Below are 22,142 nucleotides of genomic sequence, written 5' to 3'. Positions count from 1 at the left end.
TAATACACATATTCTGTGGATAAGTTTGTGCACCACTTCAGGGAAAACCCTTGGAGCCCTTCATTGGTGCGGGTTTCAACAGCTTGCCTGCGAAACAGGCACTGTGCGTAACTTTCGTTTTCAGTCCCGCTCAAACGGCGGCCAAAAGCCCCGGCAACTCGGCCATATGCGCAAACAGCTGGCTCGCGCCGGCCTGCCTCAAGACCGCGCCCTGTTCAGGCTGCGGGCAATACGCCCAGACCGTGGCCCCGGCGGCGATGCCAGCCGTCACGCCGGTCGTCGTGTCCTCGATCACCAGGCAGCGCGCACCCGCCGCGCCCAGGTGCGCGGCAGCGGCCAGGTACACATCGGGCGCGGGCTTGGAGCGCGGCATCTCGTGGCCGCTGAAGATGCGGCCCGCAAAATAATCCATCAGCCCGACCTGCGCCAGCTGCATTTCGACCTTGAAGCGGTCAGCGCCCGACGCGCAGGCGATGCGCTCGGCCACATGGGCGTGCGCCGCCGCCACGGCCTCGTGCGCGCCCGCGATGGCCGTCAGACGCGCCTGCAGCTCGCGGTTGCGCCGCGCGTAGAACTCGGCCATCCAGTCCTCGGTCAGTGGCTGGCCGGTTTTGGCTTCGATCAGCAGGCGCTCGTCGCGCACCGCCTTGCCGACGAACACCCGCATGCACTCGGCAGGCGTGAGCGACCAGCCGCCTTCTTCGAGCATGTCGCGCAGCACGCCGTTGGTGATCGGTTCGCTGTCCACCAGCACGCCGTCGCAGTCAAACAGGATTGCTTCGAATTTCATTTTTACTCTCTTTTTAATAGCTGCCTGCGCATGCTGGACGTGCGCAAAAGGCATTTTTTGTTCTAAAACTGGTCGCCATCGACGTAAAACCAGCGCTCCGACTCGCGCACGAAGCGGCTGCGCTCGTGCAGGCGCGTGGCGCGGCCCGCTTCGCGGCAGCGGGCGACGAACTCGACTTCGGCATGGTCGGCGTCCAGCACGCGGTGCGAACGCACGTCCAGCCCCAGCCATTTCGCGCCGGGCGCAAAGTCCAGCGCGGCCGGGCGCGTGGAAGCATGCCAGGTGGCGAGCAAATAATCGGCCCGCTGCAACACGAAGGCGCTGTAGCGCGAGCGCATGAGGGCATGGGCGTCGGGTGCGGGCACGCTTTCGTTCAGGTACGGGCCGCAGCAGGCAAAAAAAGGCAGGGGCTGGGTTTTGGCGGGCTTAGCCGAATTCGCTGAGGTGCGGCCGCAGGGGCAAGGGGTTGTCATGGGTTCAGGGACTCATTGCCAGAGGCCAGTCCCGCGCCATTCAGGCGCATCAAGATATCGTTCATTGTTCTGATTCTTACAGACTTCAGGCCGGGCAACTTAGCTCACGAGAACCAGCAATTTGGCAAGACCCGCTGCAATCAGCCCAAGCCCAAGGGCTGACGCCAGTCGTTCTCCTCTCGGCGCCAATTTTTCAATCGCAACGGTAATCGACAGCGCTGCGACCCAGGCGAGGTTCATGACGCCACCCACGAAAAGCAGGGCCATCAGCGCCCAGCAGCAGCCTACGCAGAACAGGCCATGCCGTACCCCCATCACGAAGGCGCCGTACACGCCAGCGCGCCACTCCCCGAGCAAGAAACCCATCGGTGTGCGGCAACGCGAAAGGCATACCTGTTTGAGGCGCGAAAACTGATAGGCACCGGCGATGAGCAGCAACAGCGCAGTCAGCAACGCCGAGGAACTGACGATCATCGGATTGACCCAGCCCATGGCTTGCAGTACCCACTGTGCGGCGGTGGCTCCGGCGCTGAAGGCAAACCAGACGAACAGGTAGGCGGCAACGAAGCTGCGTCCTCGCGCCGGCTCTGCGGTACGCACCCCCAGATCGACGAAGGTCAGGATCATTGGCAGTGCCGACGGCAACATCATCGCGGCCATCATGAGTGCCCACATGGTCCAGATCGCAAGCACGCTCGCAGCACCCCATTGTGAGGAGTCCGGCATCGTCAACTGCGCAAACGGCTGGCTCATATCGACCGCGATCCAGGCCAAAAACAACCAGCCGATCACGCTGATGGCAAGAATCCCGGTCGCCAGCTTTGGCTGCCGCGTAGCGAGGGTGAGCAGGCCTTGTGGCGTCTTATTCGCCGAATCAGGCTTTTGCTGTCGCATCAATCAATATCCTTCGCCAGTTCACGAACGTCCTTGAACGATGCGCGTGTTTGTGCAGCCAGTCAAGCGGGGTGACTTCCATTTCGATCTGCGCCACCTGCCAATGCGCGCACGCAGCAAACAGGGCAAAGAGGCAGCATTGCGAAGGCTCAAACATCGGAATAAACTGCATTGGGTGCAGTCGCGGTGGCAACGAATCTGCTCACTGCACGTGGATATGCGAACCGAAACTTTTTTGCAAAGGAGTATCGCCATGTCTAGCTGGCAAATCACCGGTCAATACATGGAGACCTGCAATTGCGCATTTCTTTGCCCTTGCATTACCTCCAACCTCACGGCACGGCCGACCGAAGGCGACTGCAAGGCTGCGGTCACCATGCACATCGACAAAGGCGCGAAGGACGGCATTGCCCTTGATGGGCTGTCGTTCGTTTTGATCTTGCATTCGCCAGGCCCCATGGGCGAAGGCAACATGACAGTCGGGCTGATCGTCGATAACACCGCTTCGGATCAACAGCTTGAGGCCATCAGCGCCATCGCCAGCGGCTCGGCTGGCGGCCCGATGGCAGCACTGGCACCACTCGTCAGCACGAATGCAGGCGTCGAGCGGCGGCCCATCCGGTTCGAGGTCGACGGGCTGAATTACGCCATGAGCGCAGGCGAGTTGGTGGACCAGGCTTGCGAAGGGCTCCCGAGCGTCACCGATCCCGAACAGGCCATCGGCATCGACAACACCGCGCATCCCGTCAATAGCCGGCTGTCTCTCGCCAAGGCAAAGCGCAGCCGCTTTCACGCTTTCGGCATCGACTGGGAGGACGCAACCGGCACGCGCAACGGCCACTTTGCGCCCTTCGCCTGGGCGGGTTGAGCGCAGACCCGTCTTCAGTCAGCCAGCGACCGCCTCGCCCACGGGCGCCACCAGGCCGATCCGGTCCAGCGCCGCCGCCAGCTGCCCCACCGTGCGCTCCACCTGGTGCCACTTCTCCAGCCCGAACAGCCCGACGCGGAAAGTCATGAAGTCCGCCCCTTCGTCGCATTGCAGCGGCACGCCGGCGGCGGTCTGCAGGCCCTGGTCCAGAAACTTGCGGCTGGACTGAATTTCGGGGTCTGTGGTGTAGCTGACCACTACGCCGGGCGCCTTGAACATTGCCACCGGCCAGTCCCGCGCCGCTCCGGCGCATCAAGATAGTGTTCTTGGCTCTGATTTTTGCAGACTCCAGCCATGTACGAATCAGTTGATGTTTCTCAACGCATCGGTCATCGGGGAGCGCACATTTAGCGTGCGTTCGCGGATATTTTTTGACGCTGGTGCTGCCGGATTTACCCCGGCGACGTGCTGGCCGCAATCACGCTCCTGGCCTGGGAGGAAATGACCATGAAGGATGAGACCGTCTTTGCCAAGGAAGCGGAGCAAGAACCGCCCGCGCCAGGACAGCGACCTGAACACACGATGGGTACGCCGGCCGAAGCCACCAAACCAGTCTCGCGCCCGGAGAGATTGCTGCGTCAGCTTCTCCTCAAGCGTCCAAAAATCGTGATCCTCGCGTGGGCCGTTGTCGTCCTGGTGTTCCTGCTTCTGTTACCGCTCGCCTACCTTGCCTGGTTCCAGTTGCCCGGGCGCTTATGGGCATTCGCGAATGAACAATGGTGGCACTGGATTCCGGCATTCTTGGGCTTCATTGCCATCGTCTTCATCCCCCTCTGGGCGGTCATGGGGGCTATTGCGCTGGCCGGCTTCCTGGCGGACATCTCACTGTCGATTGAGCACGCAGCGATTCAGGATGCCCAGCGCGTGGTTCGCGAAACCGAGCAGGATGCGATCAGCCGGCTTGAACTAACCGATGTAGCGGGCCTCCTTCCGCTGCTGAAATACAGCCGCGCTCAATTGGACGCCTATTACGCGATTGGCCTGAACCAGACCCGGAAAAGTTTCTTTAACGCCGTACTGGCGATGTGGCTCGGGTTCATCCTTTTGCTGATCGGCATCGCCCTATATGTGGGTCCGGTGGAGAAGCTGGGCCTGACAAGACCGCAGCAGGATTTCCAGATACTCATACTGAGCGGAGCGGCCATCATCGAATTTGTATCCGCGCTGTTTCTCTGGGTCTACCGCAGCACGACCGCCCAGCTGACCTATTACTACAAGCGTCAGATGCATAGCCATACCTCCATCCTGTGCTTCAGAATGGCTACGACCATCCAGACCCTGGAGAAATCCGATGAGATCAAGAAGGCCATCATCGAGAAAGTGCTGGATTGGAACGAGATGCCCGAGAGGCCGCCCCTTGTGGGCGCCAAAGGGCTGCGCTCCTTGCTCCCGGCAAGCGAAGCCAAGGCAACACCGTGAATCGCATGCAGGCCCCTCCTCTCAGCCAGCGACCGCCTCGCCCACGGGCGCCACCAAGCCGATCCGGTCCAGCGCCGCCGCCAGTTGCCCCACAGTGCGCTCCACCTGGTGCCACTTCTCCAGCCCGAACAGCCCGACGCGAAAGGTCATGAAGTCCGCCCCTTCGTCGCACTGCAGCGGCACGCCGGCAGCGGTCTGCAGGCCCTGGTCGAGGAACTTGCGGCCGGACTGGATCTCGGGGTCGGTGGTGTAGCTGACGACCACGCCGGGCGCCTTGAAGCCAACGGCTGCCACGCTGGGCAGGCCTCGGCTTTCAAACAGCGCGCGCACCTTTTCGCCCAGCGCAACTTGCTCGGCCTTCACCTTGGCGAACCCATAGGCCTGCGTTTCCTGCATGGCGGCGCGCAGGCGCGTCAGCGCGTCGGTCGGCAGGGTCGCGTGGTAGGCGTGGCCGCCTTTTTCATAGGTTTCCATGATCTGCAGCCACTTCTTCAGGTCGCAGGCAAAGCTGGTGCTGGTGGTGCCGTCGATGGCGACCCGGGCGCGCTCGCTGAGCATGACCATGGCGCAGCACGGCGAACTGCTCCAGCCTTTTTGCGGCGCGGAAATCAGCACGTCCACGCCGGTCGCCTGCATATCGACCCACATCGCGCCCGAGGCGATGCAGTCGAGCACGAACAAGCCGCCCGCTTCATGCACGGCGTCGGCCACGGCGCGCAGATAGTCGTCTGGCAGGATCATGCCGGAGGCGGTTTCGACATGCGGGGCAAAGACGACGGCGGGCTTTTCGCGGGCGATGGCGGCCTGCACGTCGGCAATCGGCGCGGGTGCCCACGGGGCCTGGGCGCCCGCGCCCAACTGGCGGGCCTTGAGCACGGTGGACGATGCCGGGATGTTCCCCATGTCGAAAATCTGCGTCCAGCGGTAGCTGAACCAGCCATTGCGGATGACCAGCACATGCCTGGCCGTGGCGAACTGGCGCGCCACGGCTTCCATGCCGTAGGTGCCGCTGCCGGGCACCAGCGCCACGGAATGCGCCTTGTACACCTCCTTGAGGATGCTTGAGATGTCGTTCATCACGCCCTGGAAGCTGCGCGACATGTGGTTGAGTGCGCGGTCGGTGTACACCACCGAAAATTCAAGCAGGCCGTCGGGGTCGATGTTGGGCAATAGTCCGGGCATGGTGTTGTCTCGCAATCGTTGAAAAATGAGTTGTCCTGGCAGCTTAGCACGCTGCGCTTTTTTTCAGGATCACTCACTTATTCATAGCTGCCTGCGCATGCTGGATGTGCGCAAGAGGCCGATTTGATCTAAAAATCGGCAGGGACGCCGTGGCCCCGTTTTGCTCCTTCCCCCTTTGGGGGAAGGAGCAAATCGGGATCATGGCAAAAGCCCGCTCAGGCCTTCCTGGCCTTGCGCGCTTCCAGCGTTTCGGTCGGCGCGCCCTGCTTGACCCATTCGGCATAGCCGCCGTCGATGTGGGCGACGTTGCGCATTCCCATGTCCTGCAGCGTCTTGGTGGCCAGCGCGCTGCGCCAGCCGGCACCGCAGAACAGGATGAACTCCCGGCTCTCGTCGGCAAAAATCGGCTTGAAATACGGCGAGGCCGGATCGACCCAGAACTCCAGCATGCCGCGCGGCGCATGAAAAGCGCCGACCACCGTGCCGCCACGCTCCAGCTCGCGCGGGTCGCGGATATCGACAATCTGCACGGCCGGGTCCGCCATCCGGGCCTTCACGTCTTCGACGGAATAGGTCTTGATCTCTTCCATGGCCTCATCGACGAGCGCCTGGAAACCTTTGGTAATGGGCATTTTTTGTCTCCTTGAATGCAGGCTGCCTTACGCCTCAAGCCAGCGCGCGCTGGATGATGATCTTCTGCACATCGCTCGTGCCTTCGTAGATCTGGCACACGCGCACGTCGCGGTAGATGCGCTCGACCGGGAAGTCGCTCACATAACCGTAGCCGCCCAGCGTCTGGATGGCGGCGCTGCAGACTTTCTCAGCCATCTCGCTGGCGAACAGCTTGGCCATCGCCGCTTCCTTCAGGCAGGGCCGTCCCGCGTCGCGCAGGCTGGCTGCGTGCCAGATCAGCTGGCGGGCCGCTTCAAGCTGGGTCGCGCAGTCGGCCAGCCGGAAACCGACCGCCTGGTGGTTGAAGATCGCGCTGCCAAAACTCTGGCGCTCCTTGGCATAGGCCACGGCCACCTCGAACGCGCTGCGCGCCATGCCGACGCTTTGCGCGGCAATGCCGATGCGCCCGCCCTCTAACCCGCCCAGGGCGATCTTGTAGCCTTCGCCTTCGGCGCCGATCAGGTTCTCGGCCGGGATGCGGCAGTTGTCGAAGTTGACCTGCGCGGTGTCACTCGAATGCTGGCCCAGCTTGTCTTCGAGCCTGGAGGCTGAATAGCCGGGCGCATCGGTCGGCACGATGAAGGCGCTCATGCCCTTCTTGCCGGCGCCCTTGTCGGTGACAGCGATGACGATGGCGACCTGACCGTTCTGGCCGCTGGTGATGAACTGCTTGACGCCGCTCAGCACATAGCCGTCGCCGTCTTTCACGGCCGTGGTTCGCAGTGACGAAGCATCGCTGCCGGTGTGCGGCTCGGTCAGGCAGAACGCGCCCAACAGATCGCCCTGCGCCAGCGGCATGAGCCACTGCTTTTTCTGCGCTGGGTTGCCGTAGCGCATCAGGATGGCATTGACCGGACAGTTGGTCACGCTGATGGCGGTGCTGGTGCCGCCGTCGCCAGCGGCGATTTCTTCGAGCACCAGCGCCAGCGTCACGTAGTCGAGGTTGGCGCCGCCGAATTCCTCGGGCACGCAGATGCCGTAGGCGCCGAGCGCGGCCAGCCCCTTGTGCGCTTCTTTCGGAAAGTAATGCTCCTTGTCCCAGCGCGCGGCATGCGGCCAGAGTTCGGCCTGCGCAAAGGCGCGAACCGCATCGCGCACCTGTTCCTGGTCGTCATTGAGTATCAAATTGGCCTCCTGCGCTTGGTGTGTCTCTGTAGTCAGCTATCATTTTCAAAGCACTTCAATAGCCAGCGCCGTGCCTTCGCCGCCGCCTATGCACAGCGTGGCAACGCCTTTTTTGAGGCCGCGCGCCTTCAGCGCATGCATCAGCGTGACGATGATGCGGGCGCCGCTGCAGCCAATCGGGTGGCCCAGCGCGCAGGCGCCGCCGTTGACGTTGACGATGTCGTGGCTCAGCCCCAGGTCGGCCATCGCCGCCATCGGCACGACGGCAAAGGCTTCGTTGATTTCCCACAGGTCCACGTCCTTGACCTCCCAGCCGATTTTTTTCAAGAGCTTGTTGACGGCGCCGACCGGAGCGGTCGAGAACCATTCGGGCGCCTGGGCAAAGGTGGCGTGGCCGACGATGCGGGCCAGCGGCGTGAGGCCCAGTTCTGTGGCGGTCGATGCGCGGGCCAGCACCAGCGCGGCGGCGCCGTCGTTGATGGACGAGCTGGAGGCGGCGGTGATGGTGCCGTCTTTCTTGAAGGCGGGCCTGAGCGCCGGAATTTTTTCGAGCTTGACCTTGCCCGGGCCTTCGTCGATGGAAATCACAGTGTCGCCGGCGCGGCCCTTGACGGTCACGGGGGTGATTTCATCCTTGAACGCGCCGGATTCGGAAGCGGCCTTGGCGCGCTGCACGCTGGCGGTGGCAAAGGCGTCCTGCGCCTCGCGGGTGAAGCCGTATTTGGCGGCGCAGTCTTCGCCGAAAGTGCCCATGGAGCGGCCGGCCTCGTAGGCGTCTTCCAGGCCGTCGAGCATCATGTGGTCCATCACGCGGTCGTGGCCGATGCGCATGCCGGCGCGCGCCTTGGGCAGCAGATACGGCGCGTTGGTCATGCTTTCCATGCCGCCGGCGACCACCACGTCGCGGCTGCCCGCGAGCAGCTGGTCGTGCGCCAGCATGGTGGCTTCCATGCCGGAGCCGCACATCTTGGACAGCGTGACCGCGCCGGTGCTGGCGGGCAGGCCGCCCTTGAAGCCGGCCTGGCGCGCGGGCGCCTGGCCCTGGCCGGCCATCAGGCAGTTGCCGAACAGCACTTCATCGACCTGCGCGGGGGAAACGCCCGAGCGCTCGACGGCGGCCCGGATGGCGGCACCGCCCAGGTCGTTGGCCGACAGGCTGGCGAAATCGCCCTGGAAAGCGCCCATGGGGGTGCGGGCGGCGCCGAGGATGACGATGGATTCAGACATGTTTTTCTCCTTGAATGAGGTTGAAAATAGAGGAAAAGAGGAAAAGAGGAAAAGAGGAAATGGATGGCACGACTTCAACCGGCGCGCGCCGGGCCGTGCATGACCGCGAAGCGCTTTTGCTGGTCATACGGAAACACGTCGTACACATGGCCGGCCTGGATGCGCGCCTGGTGGCGCTGCCAGAAGGCGGCATCGAGCAGGTCGGCATGGTGCTTCATGAAGACTTCGCGCACCGCATCGTTGCCGAGCAAAAATGGGCCGAAGGTCTCGGGGAACACGTCCTTGGGTCCGACCGAATACCAGACTTCGCCGCTCATTTCGTCTTCCTCGTTGCGCGGCGTGGGCACCTTGCGGAACTTGCAGTCGGTGATGTATTCGATCTCGTCGTAGTCGTAGAACACGACCTTGCCGTGGCGCGTGATGCCGAAGTTTTTCCACAGCATGTCGCCCGGAAAGATATTCGCCGCGACCATGTCCTTGATGGCGTTGCCGTACTCGACCACGGCGCGCTCGATCTGGTCCCTGGCGGCGGGCTCGGCCACGCCGAAGTCGAACGCCTCCTGCAGGTAGATGTTCAGCGGAATCATGCGCCGCTCGATGTACACATGCTTGATGATGACTTCCATCTGGCCGTCGCCGTCGCGGTCGCTGATCTCCAGCTGGCTGGGGGCGAACTTCTCGATCTCGGCGATCAGCTCGTCGCTGAAGCGCTCGCGCGGAAAGGCGACCTCGCTGTACTCCTGCGTGTCGGCCATGCGGCCCACGCGGTCGTGCTGCTTGACCAGCAAATACTTGCCCTTGATCTGCTCGCGCGTGGTGTCTTTTTGCGGCGGGTAGTAGTCCTTGATGACCTTGAACACATACGGGAACGAGGGTAAATCGAACACCAGCATGACCATGCCCTTGATGCCGGGCGCGATGCGGAATTTGTCGGTCGAGTGGCGCAGGTGGTGCAGAAAGTCGCGGTAGAACAGCGTCTTGCCCTGCTTGGCCAGGCCCAGCGCGTTGTAGATCTCGGCGCGCGGCATGCGCGGCATCATGCTGCGCAAAAACTGCACGAACGCCGACGGAATGCCCATATCGACCATGAAATAGGCGCGCGCAAAGCTGAACAGGATCAGCAGGTCGTCCTCGCCGAACAGGGCCGCGTCAATCACCAGCTTGCCGGCATCCGACTGGCTGGAGATGCCCTTACCGTCGGCGGGCAGCACCTGCCCCGGCGCCGGCTGGCGGTGCAAAATCGGCAGGGCAAAGGGAATTTCGCCAAAGCCGTTGATGATCTTGCCGACGACGTAGGCACCCTTGTTGCGAAAGAACAGCCCGGACAGCACCTGGATCTGGAAATTGGCGCGCAGCTTCACGTCGCCCAGGCGCGCGGCCATGGCCTCGGCAACGTAGCCGGCATCGCGCCGCAGGTCTTCAAACTCGCGGCACAGGCCAAAGTCTTCGACCAGCTTGACGAGCGTCTCGTGCATGTTGCCCTGCGTCGGGTAGTAGGCCCGGTAGGTCGGCTGCGCGGTCGGTTCCTGGTTTTCGATGTACTCGGTGCTGACGGCGGGCCGCACAAAGATGAAATCGTTCTGGAAATAGCTGCGGTGCAGGATTTTGGTGGTGACCGAGTTGAAAAAGGTCTCGGCCAGTTCGGGCTGGTGGTGGTTGACCAGCAGGCCGATGTAATGCAGCTTGACCTGGTGCCAGACATCCATCGGCTGCTCGCCCGCCTTGAACTCGCGCTCCAGCCGGATCGAGGCTTCGCGCACGCGCAGGTCGTAGAACTCGATGCGCTCGCGCTGGGCGCGCTGCTGGCCGTGCCAGTCGGCGGTCTCGAAGCGGTGCTTGGCGCGCGCCGATTCGGTGCGGAACAGCCGGTAGTGGCGGTTGAAGCCGTCGATCATCGCCTTGGCGATGGCGTAGGCCACGGTGGAGTCAAGGCGTTGCGGGAACATGAAAACCCTTGTGGAGGCAGTTGAGGACGGCGCTTGCCCGCTCTGAGGCGCTGCAGTCTGCCCGGCAAAATGGCATCTCAGCCGCGAGGGTAGCGTTTGAGCGCATGGCGAAAAACGTCCACCACTTCATCAGCGCCCCGCATGCTGACCTCCATGTCTTTTACCAGGCCATCCTTGAGGCCATAGCACCAGCCGTGGACTTCCACTTTCTGCCCCCGGCTCCAGGCGTCCTGCATCACATTGGACATGGCCACGTTGCCCACCTGCTCGATCACGTTCATCTCGCACAGCGCATCCTCCTGCTCGGCCACCGGCAAATGGTCCAGGCGTTGCCGGTGGCGCAGCTTGACGTCATAGACATGGCGCAGCCAGTTGTCAGCCAGACCGACGCGGGTGCCGCGCAGCGCGGCCAGCACGCCACCGCAACCGTAATGCCCCACCACCATGATGTGCTCCACCTTGAGATGATCCACGGCGTACTGGATCACCGACAGGGCATTGAGGTCCGAATGCACCACCACGTTTGCAATATTGCGGTGTACAAACACTTCCCCCGGATCAAGCGCGATGATTTCATTGGCCGGCACCCGGCTGTCCGAGCAGCCTATCCACAGGTATTTGGGCGTCTGCTGATCCACCAGCCGGCTGAAAAAATCAGGGCGCTGCTGCTCCATGCGAGCGGCCCAGCAGCAGTTGTTGTCAAGTAAGTGTTGAAGCGATGTAGTCATGAAGATCATCTTAAACAGTTGCCAGCAGCACAGCGCTGCACCGCCCCGCAAGGCTTAAAAAGTCAGCAGGTTTCGGCGAACAGTTCGCGGCCAATCAGCATGCGGCGGATTTCGCTGGTGCCGGCGCCGATTTCGTAGAGCTTGGCATCGCGCCACAGGCGGCCGAGCGGATATTCATTGATGTAGCCGTTGCCGCCGTAAATCTGGATGCCTTCGCCGGCCATCCAGGTGGCTTTTTCGGCGCACCACAAAATCACCGAGGCACAGTCCTTGCGCACCTGGCGCACATGGTCCGTGCCCAGCATGTCCAGGTTCTTGGCCACGGTGTAGGCAAACGAGCGCCCGGCCTGCAGCACGGTGTACATGTCGGCGACCTTGCCCTGGATCAGCTGGAACTCGCCGATGCTCTGGCCGAACTGCTTGCGGTCGTGGATGTAGGGCAGCACGTTGTCCATCACCGACTGCATGATCCCGAGCGGTCCGCCGGTCAGCACGGCGCGCTCGTAGTCGAGGCCGCTCATGAGAACCTTCGCGCCGCCGTTCAGGTTGCCCAGGATGTTCTGCTCGGGCACTTCGACGTTCTGGAACACCAGCTCGCCGGTGTGGCTGCCGCGCATGCCGAGCTTGTCGAGCTTTTGCGCGACGGAAAACCCGGGCATGCCTTTTTCGATCAGGAAGGCGGTCACGCCGCGCGCGCCCAGTTCAGGCTCGGTCTTGGCATAGACCACCAGCGTGTCGGCGTCGGGGCCGTTGGTGATCCACATCTTGCTGCCGTTGAGCAGGTAATAACCGCCCTTGTCCTCGGCCTTGAGCTTCATCGAGATCACATCGCTGCCCGCGCCCGGCTCGCTCATGGCCAGCGCGCCAACATGCTCGCCGGAAATCAGCTTGGGCAGGTATTTCTGGCGCTGCGCCTCGCTGCCGTTGCGCTTGATCTGGTTGACGCACAGGTTGGAGTGCGCGCCATACGACAGGCCGACCGAGGCGCTGGCGCGGCTGATTTCTTCCATCGCGATCATGTGCGCCAGGTAGCCCATGCCGGCGCCGCCGTATTCCTCGCCCACCGTGATGCCGAGCACGCCCAGCGCGCCCATCTTTTCCCACAGGTCCATCGGGAACTGGTCGCTCTTGTCAATCTCGGTGGCGCGCGGCGCGATTTCGGCCTGGGCAAAGTCGCGCACCGCGTCGCGCAGGGCGTCGATGTCTTCGCCGAGTTGAAAGTTGAGTCCGGGCATGTTGTTCATGATTGATGTCTCTCTTAAAAAATGATGAAGGTCGCGCGGGAATCAGTAGGTTTTGGTCACGGGCGCGATGGTTTGCTGCATCAGCGCGCAGGCGCTTTCCTTGCCGCTGGCATCCAGGTGCGTGACCTCGGCCGTGGTCACGATGATGCGCTTGCCGGCCCGGGTGACGCGGCCCACGGCGCGCAACTCGCCGTCCTTGAAGCCGGCCAGGAAATTGATCTTGTACTCGACCGTGGTGACTTCGGTGTCAGGCGCCACCTGGGTCAGTGCCGCATAACCGCCGGCAATGTCAGCCAGCGCGCCCATGGCGCCGCCATGAAAGCCGCCCTGCTGCTGGTTGACGCGCTCTGAATATGGCAGCGCCACCTCGCACAGGCCGGGCTCGACCCGCACCAGCCGCGCCCCCAGATGCCGCATCAGCCCCTGGCGCAAAAAGCTCGCTTCGATGCGCTGGAACAGCTCTGACGGCGCGGTGGCTGCATTCATAAAAAGCCCGTGAAGAAGAGGTTGATGGCGTCTTGCAGGCTGGCATTTTGCTTGACGTTTACGTAAACGTCAATTATGGCCTATTTTAATTTCTCAGCTTTGAGCAGCAGCACCCGGGCTTCTTTTTCGTGGGTGCGAATTTCATCCAGATTGGCCTGCAAGTCCACCAGCTGGTCTTCGAGCTTCTTGCGGTGGTCGGCCAAAATGGCCAGGAATTTCTTCAGCTGCGGAGCCGTGTCGCGCGGACTGTCATAGGAATCGATGATTTCCTTGGCCTCGGTGAGCGACAGCCCCAGGCGCTTGGCCCGCAGCGTGAGCTTGAGCCGCGTGCGGTCGCGCGCCGAATACACGCGGTTGCGACCGCCCGGCCCTTCGCGCTCGGGCTGCAGCAGCCCCATGTCCTCGTAAAAGCGCATGGCGCGGGTGGTCAGGTCAAACTCTTTGGCGAGGTCGCTGATGGTGTAGGTAGTGGCCATGATGAGAAAAAAATAGCAGCAACAGCAACAGTCACGCAAGTGCGCATCTTGAACCGATGTTGTCTTACGTTTACGTAAACGTCAAATATAACGTGAATGGGGAAAGGTTTGTTTTTTGCCGGAAAGCGATCCGGCCATTGCTTCGGCAACAGCCCTTGGCCCCGAAGCCGGGATGCGTGGGTGGCGCCCGGGCCGGGCGTTGACGCGCTGGAAACCCTGAATCAGGAAGCGCTGGCTTCCCCTTGCGGAAGCGACATGAAAAAACTGGCCCCCCCCTGGCCCGGACTTTCAGCCCATACCGTGCCGCCATGCACCTGCGCAACCCGCTTGATGATGGCCAGCCCCAGCCCGTTGCCCGGAAAGTCGGCTGAAGAGTGCAGGCGCTGAAACGCGGTGAAAAGATTGCCGCTGTAAACCGGATCAAATCCGGCGCCATTATCGGCCACCAGCAACACCAGCTCACCCGGCGCCTTGCCGGGCAGCAGCCCGACCTTGATCCATGCCTCGGTCTTTTTGGAGGTGAATTTCCAGGCATTTTCCAGCAGGCAGGTCATGGCTGTCGTCAAAAGCCCCTTGTTCCCGACCAGCATCAGCTTGCTGTCCATTTCGATGGTCACATCCCGGTCCGGGTCGCGCTTGCGCAAATCAGCGATCAATGAAAGGCAGACCGGTGCCAGATTGACCATTGCAGGAACTCCGGAGCGCAGCGGCAGCTGGGCGAGTGTTCGCAGGTCATCGACCAGCTTGGCCAACTGGCTGATGCTGGCCTGAATGCGCCTGACATAGTGGCGGCCCTGGTCGTCCAGCGCCAGCGAATACTTTTCAGCCAGCCTGGCGGCAAAGCCATGGGCCGCATGCAGGGAGTCCTGCAAGTCACTGGAGACGGCCTGGGTAAAGGTGAGCAGGTCATGCCGGACATTTTTCAGTTCGACCTGCTGGGCGACGAGTGTCTTTTGCAATTCCTCATTGGTTTTTTTCAGGACGCCGTCAGCGAGGTGCCGGTCACTGATGTCGGCCAGGCTCACCAGCACCGCCTGATGGCCATCCCACTTGACCTGGCTCCAGGCCAGCTCAACCAGCACTTCCTTGCCGTCCATTTTTTTCTGTTTGCACAGCCGCATTTCAGACTGCTCTTCCTTGCCGGTGTGCAGGGAGCGCAGCAGTTCGGCGCCTTCTCCCTGGGGAAAGAGCGCTTCCATGCCAAGCGTCATGAAAATCTTGCGGGCAATGCCGTAAAACTTGACGGCAGCCTGGTTGACGGCAAAGATTCGAAGCGTGGTCCGGTCAAAGACCCACATGACATTCGGATTGGCTTCAAAAATCAGCTGGTTGTAGCGTTTGCTGTCTTCCAGCAGGCGCTGGTATTTTTGGGCCGGACCCGCTTCGCGCAGGTTGACGACGTAACCTGCCGGGCATCGCCTGAAGGTGTATTCGACCCAACTGTTTTCAAAACTCTCATGGGCAATAAAGCTATGCCGGTCCGCAGAATCCAGAGCCAGTTCGGTGGCCTCTTCATTCTGCTTGGCAACTTCCTCGGGCACCACGTCCCACAAGCTGTAGCCGCTGATGGCGGACAGCGAGGTGTGCAGGAACTCAAGCGCCGGAGCATTGGCGTCAAGGATGACGGCTTTGTCGTCAAGAAGCACGATGCCATCGAGGGTCAGGTCCAGGGGTCCCCATTCTGGCTGCGCTGCCGGCAGGCTGGAATTGGCGCTCTGCAAGCTCACGTCGGGCAAGTTACCTGCGGGGGTCAACCGGAACTTGTCCAGAAATCGGCTCATGGATGGCAGTCTGGTGGCAGGCAATCAGCGCCATTTGGCATTGGCCATGACCAGTGCGGTGACGTAGCCTTGCAGCCAGTCAAAATTGACCGGTTTTTGCACCAGGCGCGCTTGTGGCGGAAGGCCGCCACGGGCGGCAATGGCCTCGACCGCCATGCCGCTGATCACCACAATCTGCATGTCTGCAAGATGCTGGTTGCGTTTGATGGTTCTGAGCATCTCGATGCCATCGACGCCCGGCATCGACAAGTCGGCAATGAGCAAATCCGGCCGCATGCTGGCGATATCCATCAGCGCATCGAGCGCCGATGACATCCAGGTGCAGTCAACCGGCAGATCCCACTCTTCAAAATGGCAGCGGTACAAATCCCGCGCGGCCTCGTCGTCTTCCACCACCAGCACGCGCAAGCGGTGCTTGGGATGAAGATCGGCCCGCGAGAGCTGCGGGCTGTATTTGGTCAGGTAGGCATTGAGGGAATGCAGGGAAATCCGCCGGTGGCCGCCCAGCGTCTTCCAGGCTTCGATTTCACCTTTTTCAACCAGCGACTGGACCGTGGCGACAGACAACCCGAGCACCTTGGCCGCATAACTCGTGCCGCAGTAATCCTCGCTTGAAAAATCGGTCGCGGTTATGGCCGCCTCGAAGGTTTTGGGTTCACGCAGCATCACGGCACTTTAAGAAGTTTAAATTTGTCACAGATGTAATCTTAATCAATTTACAGATTTTTATCTGAAAAGAAAGAAAATTCCCACTCCAAATGCACAAACTGGCAAACCATCAACTTGCGTCATATGCCTCCCCCTGGGGCAGCGTAAAAAAGAAAGTGGCGCCACAGGCAGGCGCTGACTCAGCCCATATGCGCCCGCCATGCCGCTTGATGACGCGGCTGACGGTTGCCAGCCCGATGCCGGTTCCTGAAAACTCGGAAGCCGCATGCAAGCGCTGGAAAGGGTCAAACAGCTTGTCTGAATAAGCCATGTCAAAGCCCGCGCCGTTATCCCTGACAAAAAATACCGGCAACCCGGCCGCATCGAATGTTTGACCCACGCTGATGTTGGCCTGTGCTGTTTGCGAGGTGAATTTCCAGGCGTTGGCCAGCAGGTTTTCCATCACTATCCTGACAAGCGGCCTGTCACCCTGCGCCTGCAAGCCGCTTTCCACGGTCACCGTGACCTGGCGCTCGGGCTGGCGGGTTTGCCATTCATCCAGAAGGCTGCGGGCCATGAACGACAGATCGACCCGTTCGGTATGCAAGCTGGCGCGCGTGACCTGCGACAGGGACAGCAAATCCTCGATCAATTGCCCCATCTGGGCCACGCCCGCCTGGATGCGCGCCAGGTAGTGCGTGACCTTCGCGTCCGCCTCCCCCTCCAGTTGCTGCGCCAGTTGCTTGGCCAGCAAGCGGCTGAAGCCGTCAATGGTGTTGAGCGGCGAGCGAAGGTCATGCGAGACGGAATAAGAAAAAGCTTCGAGTTCCTGGTTGGACAGGCGCAAGGCCGCCTCGATGGCCTTGATCTCCGTGATGTCGGCATCAATGCCTACCCAGAAGGCGACCTTGCCCTGCTCGTCAAGCACCGGCGAGCCTCGGTAGGCCATGGTGTGGCAACTGCCATCTTCGGCCAGCAGGCGCCGCACGCCTGCGTAAGAGGACTGGCTGGCCCTGGCGATTTTCCAGCTGGCCTGGATGTCGGACACATCGTCAGGATGAATGACCGCAAGCCACTGCAAGCCGGTCCAGTCCTCAAGTTTTCCGCCCATGAGGTCGAACCATGCGCGGTTGAAATAGGTGGCCTCCCCGTCGGGGCTGGCGGTCCACACCAGCTGCGGCGCCTGCTCGGCCAATGCCCGGAACAGGGCTTCCTGACGCGCCAGCGCAACGGTACGCTCGGCCACTTTTTGCTCCAGGCCGGCATTCAGCTGGCTGATTTCTTCCAGGAGTCTTGAGTTTTCCAGGCCGGCGGAGGCCAGGTGGCTCAGTTCCAGCGCCACATATTCATCCTGCTTGGTGAACTCGCCCTCGTACTTGTCGGACAGCTGGAGCAGGCCGATGTTTTTTCCATTTTTTCCAATCAGGGGCACCGCCAGCCAGCCACGCATAGGCGGATGTTTGCCCCCATGGCCGCCAAAGCCAGGCCAGCGAGGATGTGCCTCAAGCTCGGCCTGGGTCATGCGCATCAAACGGTTGCTCTCGCTCACCACGGCCTGGATGTCGCTGCCGTCAGCCGGTTTTATCAGGCTGCGGTAGGGTTCATATTTTTCAGACAGTGACAGCGCATGCGTCATTTGCAAGGGATTGCCGTCCACGCTCAGGCTCACCACCGCCTGGTGCGTGCCAATCACGCCGCGCGCCTGGTCGGCAATCTCCTGCATCGTGCCTTCCAGCGTCTGGTGCCAGGTGATGGCCTGGGCTGCGTCTGCCGCGCGCTGCAATGTGAACAGGTAGTCCTGGGTTTCCTTTTCGGCCTTGTCCTGGGCCGTTTTGTCCATGGCGATGACAAGGCGCGCCGCCCGGCCGACATACTGAATCGGCTGCGACACGGTCTCGACCGAAAACAGGGAGGCATCCTTGCGCAGATCGTGCCACAAGGCCTTTTTTCGTAACGGATTGTCCAGCCACTGGCGCAGGTACGCATGTTCAGCCTCGGGCCGAATGTCAAAAATCGTCATCGACAGGAATTCCGCAGCCGAATAGCCATAGGCCTGGACCGCCGCCTGGTTCACCGCCAGGAAGCGTGTCGTGGCGCTGTCGTACACCCACATCGGAAGGGGCACCATTTCCAGCAGTTCCGCATAGCGCTGCTCACTGTCGATGAGCGCCTGTTCGGCAAGCTTGCGCTGCGTGATGTCCTGAATCACCCCGGTGCGCTGCGTTGATGCACGCCCATCGGGGTTGAAATGAACCCGGCCAAACTGATGAATCCAGCAAATCCGCCCCCCTGGCGCGATGACGCGGAACTCGCAATCCAGCGCGGTTCCGGCCCGAACCGCAGCATCGCGGACCACCGTGAAAGCCTCACGGTCAGACGGATGAATCCAGTTGAGAAAGCTCTGGTAAGTGCCGTCAAGCTGGGTACGGTCGATGTCGAACAACTCGTAAACCTCGTCAGACCAGGAAATCTGCTGGGTTGCAAGATCAATCTGCCAGTAGCCGATGCGCGCAAGGCTTTGCGCGTCCTTCAGCCTCTCCCGGGCAGCCTGGCTGCTGGCCAGTTCAGACTCAAGTGCCGCCTGATGCGCCTGCACGGACTCGGCCATGCGGTTGAAGCCGACGGCGATCTGCATCAGCTCCTGGCTGGCATGCACCGATTGAGTCGGGATGCGTACATCAAGCCGGCCCTGCTGGAGTTGCCGGGTGGCCTCAAGAATGTCAGCGGAGGGCTTCACAATGGCACGGCTGCCCAGTACCCAGGCCATCCATCCGCCCAAGAAAGCCACCAGCGCCAGCGCAGCCAGTTCCAGCCACATCTGGCGCCGGCTGGGCTCCAGAATCGTGCTGCGGTCCATGCCGACCGCCACGAAAAAGGCGGTGTCGGCTTGGGAACTGCTGGGCATGAAGGCCCAGAGCTGATGCTGGCCCCGAGCATCCAGGCCCTCGCGCACCCCGGTTTCCAGCGTTCTGACCGCTTCCTGCAGAACCGGGCTGGCGGCCTTTTGTCCAATGGCGATGGGAATGCCGCCGGTCCCGGCCAGCAAGGTGCCATATCGGTCATGGATTCCCAGCTTGGCCCCGGCTGGCAACTCGATGGCGGCGATTGACCTGGCCATGCTGGACAGGTCGAGCGCGGCATAGGCCACGAAGGAAACACGGCCTTGCACGTCGAGCACCGGCAAGGCAAACGTCACGGAAGGTTTTCCCGTAATGCGTCCCACGATGTACTCGCCGGCAAAAAAATTGCGCCGGGCGACGGCTTCACGAAAATACAGGCGATCACCAAAAAACGCCCGCGCAGCGCCCTGGGAACCTTCCGCGAGTGCGTGGCAGCGCGCATAGCCATCCATGCCGACAACACCGAGGTTCATGTAGTCGGGCAAGCGCCGCTTGATCTCACCAAGGTAACGGTTGCAGGACGCCGGCTGGCCCTGCTGGATCTCGGGAACCTGGCTGATGGCGGTCAACAGCTGATGCACCGTCTCGGTCATCCGCTGCTGGTTCGAGGCGGCCAGCGAGACCGCGAACTTCAGGTTGTCAGTGGCCCGGCTGACGGCCGCATCTGCGTTCAACTGGGCGTTGAGAATGGCCAGGCCAAACAACGGTGTCATGGCGGCCATCAACAGCCAGACAAGGCGCTTGCGCAGGGTCTGCAATTTCATGGTGGGGAGGCTTGCAGGCGCAGCACTTCGCCCCACGGGTTTTGGCCAATAAAGCTATGGCAAACCGTCAAACCGCCGCCAGCGACTCATTCACACCCAGCCAGTACGCCTGCAAACGGTTGAGTTTTTCGGTGAAATCGACAAAATCGACGGGCTTGCGAACAAAGCTGTTGGCCCCGCTCTGGTAGCAGGCGACCATGTCCGAATGTTCACTGGAAGAAGTCAGCATGATCACCGGCACCAGCGCCGTCAGGGGATTGCTGCGAACGCTGCGCAAGACGTCAAGCCCGGAGAGCTTGGGCAGCTTCATGTCGAGCAGGACAAAGGCCGGTTGCCGACGGACATCACGGCCGGCGTGCTGGCCCTGGCCAAACAGGTAGTCAAGTGCCGCGGCACCATCGCGGGCCACGGCGATCTCGGCGTTCAAGCCCAACTCCTCCAGTGTTAATACTGTCAGCTCCAGATGGTCCGGGTTGTCTTCAACAACAAGTATCAGCTTATCCGACATGCGTATTTTTCCAAAGTTAGCCACAAATTGTAGTCACTTTCAACTATTCGCAGAATTTGATTGATGTCTCGAAACTTTCTGTTTCTTACAAAAATATCACCATTCACCGTTTTGAATTACCAGCGCGGGATGACTTCATCCTTGAGCTGGCGCCGCAATGCGGCATGGTTGGGCATGACGCCATGCACGGTGGCCCAGAAATGCGGACCGTGGTCCATGAAGCGAAGGTGGCTGAGTTCGTGAACCACCACATAGTCCACCACGGCCGGACTGAAATGCACCAGTCGCCAGTTGAGCCGGATGGCGCCGCTGGTGCTGGCGCTGCCCCAGCGCGTGGCGGCGCTGGAAAGGCTGAGCTTGCGCCACTCCACGCCGAGTTGCGCCGCGAAAAAATCAAGCCGGGCGGTAAAAAGCTGCCGGGCCTGCTGCTGCAGCCAGGCCTGCACAGCGAGTTGAATCTGGCCCGGGGCGGCATCGGGCGGCAGCTTGATGCGCAGGATTCGCGCGGCTTCGGCGCTTGCGGACCCGGCTTCCAGGGCGGTATGAAGCTGGCGGGAATCCAGAACCACCCGCACGGGCTCGCCCAGGAAAGGAAAGGTGGCGCCCTCCTGCCAGTCAATCCGTGCCGATTCAAGCTGGCGGTGCCGCTCGCGCGTCTCATGCAGTTTCTTCAGAATCCAGCGCGACTTGCCTTGCACGGCCTGGTCGATTTCATACAGCGGCACCCATTTCGGCGCACTCACGGCCAGCCCCTCGCTGCCGACGGAAAAGCCGATGGTCCGGCGCTTGCGGCGTTTGACCTCATAGGCCACCAGCCGGCCATCGAGCACGATTTCGCGCGTGGCGCGCGGGTGGCGAAAGGCGGGCAACGGTGGCAGCACGGGACTCGCTACTGTTTCGATAGCTGTCTGCGCTTGCTCCGCCTGCGCAGAAGGCATATTTTGTATTGAATCCGAAGCCTGGGCAGCGCTGGCAAGGTTGCCGGCGGGCGCGGCACGGTCAGGTGCGAAAAGATCAAGCGTCAGCTGGACAAGCCTGCGCGCCATCGCCGCCGGTTGCCGTGCCTGGCGCATCATCATCTCCTCAGGAGCGAACCCTGGCGGGCGTGGCGTCACGGCCGGCATAGGCTTCGGGGTCAAGCCGGCGCATTTCGGCCTCGATCCAGGCTTCGACTTCGCGCATCAGCTCGTCGGGCTTGCGGCCCGCGCTGGGAATCGGCTTGCCGATGGAGATATCGACAATGCCCGGCTTCTTGATGAAGGCCTTGCGCGGCCAGCACCGGGCCGAGGTCACGGCAATCGGGATCACGGGCGCGCCGGTTTCGATGGCCAGCCGGGTGCCGCCCGATTTATAGACGCCTTTTTGCCCCCGGTTGATGCGCGTCCCCTCGGGAAACATGATCACCCAGGTGCCTTGCGCCATCAGGCGCTTGCCCTGCGCGACGACCTTGTTGAAGGCCTGTGCGCGCTGGCTGCGGTCGATGTGAATCATGTCCATGCGTGCCATTGCCCAGCCAAAAAATGGAATGTAGAGCAGTTCCTTCTTGAACACATAAGCCAGCGGGTGCGGCATGATCGCCGGCATGGTCAGCGTCTCCCAGGTGGACTGGTGCTTGACCAGCAGGACGGCGGCGCTTTTTTCGCCGCTGGGCAGGTTTTCCAGGCCGGTCACCCGGTTCTTGATGCCCAGGATCAGGGTGCCGCTGTCCACCGCCAGCTTGAGCCAGCGGGCGCACATCCAGTACATGGTGGTGCTGTTGACAAACAGCGAGGCGATGACCACGAACAGCGCCCACGGAATCACGGTAAGGATCAGCCACAGCATGTGCAGGACGGAGCGAATCAAGGGCATGGCAAAGGGTTCCGGCGGGGTTGATGGGGTTGATGGGGTTGATGGGGTTGATGGGGTTATTTTTCGGGATTCAGGCGCCAAGGCGGTGCGCCTAAGCCTG

At 61.8% G+C, this 22,142-nt stretch carries 21 protein-coding genes and 1 pseudogene; 2 read left to right on the top strand and 20 right to left on the bottom strand.

What is annotated here, in order from left to right:
* Positions 1–130: 130 nt before the first annotated feature.
* The 4 genes from PNAP_RS02315 to PNAP_RS24860 all read right to left on the bottom strand — a co-directional run bounded on the left by PNAP_RS02315 (position 131) and on the right by PNAP_RS24860 (position 2,329).
* A complete protein-coding gene (locus tag PNAP_RS02315; RefSeq protein WP_011799889.1) occupies positions 131–790 on the bottom strand; it encodes an HAD family hydrolase in 660 nt (219 codons plus the stop codon).
* Positions 791–852: 62 nt separating this feature from the next.
* Positions 853–1,263 (bottom strand): YchJ family protein, encoded by a 411-nt coding sequence (locus PNAP_RS02310; protein ID WP_011799888.1) that lies wholly within the window; start codon positions 1,261–1,263, stop codon positions 853–855.
* A gap of 99 nt (positions 1,264–1,362) precedes the next feature.
* On the bottom strand, positions 1,363–2,157 hold the full coding sequence (locus PNAP_RS02305; protein ID WP_011799887.1) for a DUF2182 domain-containing protein: 795 nt from the start codon (positions 2,155–2,157) through the stop codon (positions 1,363–1,365).
* On the bottom strand, positions 2,138–2,329 hold the full coding sequence (locus PNAP_RS24860; RefSeq protein WP_029527510.1) for a hypothetical protein: 192 nt from the start codon (positions 2,327–2,329) through the stop codon (positions 2,138–2,140). Before PNAP_RS24860 ends, PNAP_RS02305 begins: the two co-directional genes overlap by 20 nt.
* Before the next feature lie 81 nt (positions 2,330–2,410).
* Between PNAP_RS24860 and PNAP_RS02300 the strand changes: the two genes are divergently transcribed.
* On the top strand, positions 2,411–3,025 hold the full coding sequence (locus PNAP_RS02300) for a DUF1326 domain-containing protein (RefSeq protein WP_011799886.1): 615 nt from the start codon (positions 2,411–2,413) through the stop codon (positions 3,023–3,025).
* A gap of 18 nt (positions 3,026–3,043) precedes the next feature.
* Here PNAP_RS02300 and PNAP_RS02295 read toward each other — a convergent pair.
* Positions 3,044–3,301 (bottom strand): annotated as a pseudogene (locus PNAP_RS02295) (alanine--glyoxylate aminotransferase family protein); the annotation flags it as partial.
* A 231-nt stretch (positions 3,302–3,532) separates the two neighbouring features.
* Between PNAP_RS02295 and PNAP_RS02290 the strand changes: the two are divergent.
* Positions 3,533–4,504 carry a TRADD-N-associated membrane domain-containing protein gene (locus PNAP_RS02290; RefSeq protein WP_011799884.1) on the top strand — a complete coding sequence of 324 codons (972 nt, stop codon included), beginning with the start codon at positions 3,533–3,535 and terminating at the stop codon, positions 4,502–4,504.
* A gap of 21 nt (positions 4,505–4,525) precedes the next feature.
* Here PNAP_RS02290 and PNAP_RS02285 read toward each other — a convergent pair whose 3' ends face one another.
* From PNAP_RS02285 to PNAP_RS02215, 15 genes are all read right to left on the bottom strand, one after another.
* A complete protein-coding gene (locus PNAP_RS02285; protein ID WP_011799883.1) occupies positions 4,526–5,686 on the bottom strand; it encodes an aminotransferase class V-fold PLP-dependent enzyme in 1,161 nt (386 codons plus the stop codon).
* Between the two features lie 215 nt (positions 5,687–5,901).
* Positions 5,902–6,318, bottom strand: a complete 417-nt coding sequence (locus PNAP_RS02280; RefSeq protein WP_011799882.1) for a rhodanese-like domain-containing protein — start codon at positions 6,316–6,318, stop codon at positions 5,902–5,904.
* A gap of 34 nt (positions 6,319–6,352) precedes the next feature.
* Entirely contained in the window at positions 6,353–7,483 is a 1,131-nt protein-coding gene (locus tag PNAP_RS02275; RefSeq protein WP_011799881.1) for an acyl-CoA dehydrogenase family protein, read from the bottom strand.
* 45 nt (positions 7,484–7,528) lie between these two features.
* Positions 7,529–8,710, bottom strand: coding sequence for an acetyl-CoA C-acyltransferase (locus tag PNAP_RS02270; RefSeq protein WP_011799880.1), 1,182 nt, complete (start codon positions 8,708–8,710; stop codon positions 7,529–7,531).
* Between the two features lie 74 nt (positions 8,711–8,784).
* Positions 8,785–10,656 carry a bifunctional isocitrate dehydrogenase kinase/phosphatase gene (gene aceK / locus PNAP_RS02265; RefSeq protein WP_011799879.1) on the bottom strand — a complete coding sequence of 624 codons (1,872 nt, stop codon included), beginning with the start codon at positions 10,654–10,656 and terminating at the stop codon, positions 8,785–8,787.
* A 77-nt stretch (positions 10,657–10,733) separates the two neighbouring features.
* Positions 10,734–11,384, bottom strand: coding sequence for a carbonate dehydratase (gene can / locus PNAP_RS02260; protein ID WP_041376928.1), 651 nt, complete (start codon positions 11,382–11,384; stop codon positions 10,734–10,736).
* Between the two features lie 62 nt (positions 11,385–11,446).
* Positions 11,447–12,628 (bottom strand): isovaleryl-CoA dehydrogenase, encoded by a 1,182-nt coding sequence (locus PNAP_RS02255; RefSeq protein ID WP_011799877.1) that lies wholly within the window; start codon positions 12,626–12,628, stop codon positions 11,447–11,449.
* A gap of 42 nt (positions 12,629–12,670) precedes the next feature.
* A complete protein-coding gene (locus PNAP_RS02250; protein ID WP_011799876.1) occupies positions 12,671–13,114 on the bottom strand; it encodes a PaaI family thioesterase in 444 nt (147 codons plus the stop codon).
* A gap of 80 nt (positions 13,115–13,194) precedes the next feature.
* Positions 13,195–13,590: a MerR family transcriptional regulator gene (locus tag PNAP_RS02245; RefSeq protein WP_011799875.1), complete on the bottom strand. Its 396-nt coding sequence runs from the start codon at positions 13,588–13,590 to the stop codon at positions 13,195–13,197.
* A gap of 221 nt (positions 13,591–13,811) precedes the next feature.
* Positions 13,812–15,371 (bottom strand): sensor histidine kinase, encoded by a 1,560-nt coding sequence (locus tag PNAP_RS02240; protein ID WP_011799874.1) that lies wholly within the window; start codon positions 15,369–15,371, stop codon positions 13,812–13,814.
* A 24-nt stretch (positions 15,372–15,395) separates the two neighbouring features.
* Positions 15,396–16,037: a response regulator gene (locus PNAP_RS02235; RefSeq protein WP_011799873.1), complete on the bottom strand. Its 642-nt coding sequence runs from the start codon at positions 16,035–16,037 to the stop codon at positions 15,396–15,398.
* 112 nt (positions 16,038–16,149) lie between these two features.
* Positions 16,150–19,683 carry a PAS domain S-box protein gene (locus PNAP_RS24855; RefSeq protein ID WP_011799872.1) on the bottom strand — a complete coding sequence of 1,178 codons (3,534 nt, stop codon included), beginning with the start codon at positions 19,681–19,683 and terminating at the stop codon, positions 16,150–16,152.
* Positions 19,684–19,750: 67 nt separating this feature from the next.
* On the bottom strand, positions 19,751–20,191 hold the full coding sequence (locus PNAP_RS02225) for a response regulator (RefSeq protein ID WP_011799871.1): 441 nt from the start codon (positions 20,189–20,191) through the stop codon (positions 19,751–19,753).
* Positions 20,192–20,307: 116 nt separating this feature from the next.
* Positions 20,308–21,267 carry a M48 family metallopeptidase gene (locus PNAP_RS02220; protein WP_011799870.1) on the bottom strand — a complete coding sequence of 320 codons (960 nt, stop codon included), beginning with the start codon at positions 21,265–21,267 and terminating at the stop codon, positions 20,308–20,310.
* 7 nt (positions 21,268–21,274) lie between these two features.
* Positions 21,275–22,042, bottom strand: a complete 768-nt coding sequence (locus PNAP_RS02215; RefSeq protein ID WP_011799869.1) for a lysophospholipid acyltransferase family protein — start codon at positions 22,040–22,042, stop codon at positions 21,275–21,277.
* Between the last annotated feature and the right edge of the window lie 100 nt (positions 22,043–22,142).

This window comes from Polaromonas naphthalenivorans CJ2 (assembly GCF_000015505.1).
Lineage (GTDB): Bacteria > Pseudomonadota > Gammaproteobacteria > Burkholderiales > Burkholderiaceae_C > Polaromonas > Polaromonas naphthalenivorans.
This window is presented reverse-complemented; position numbering and strand designations above follow the sequence as displayed.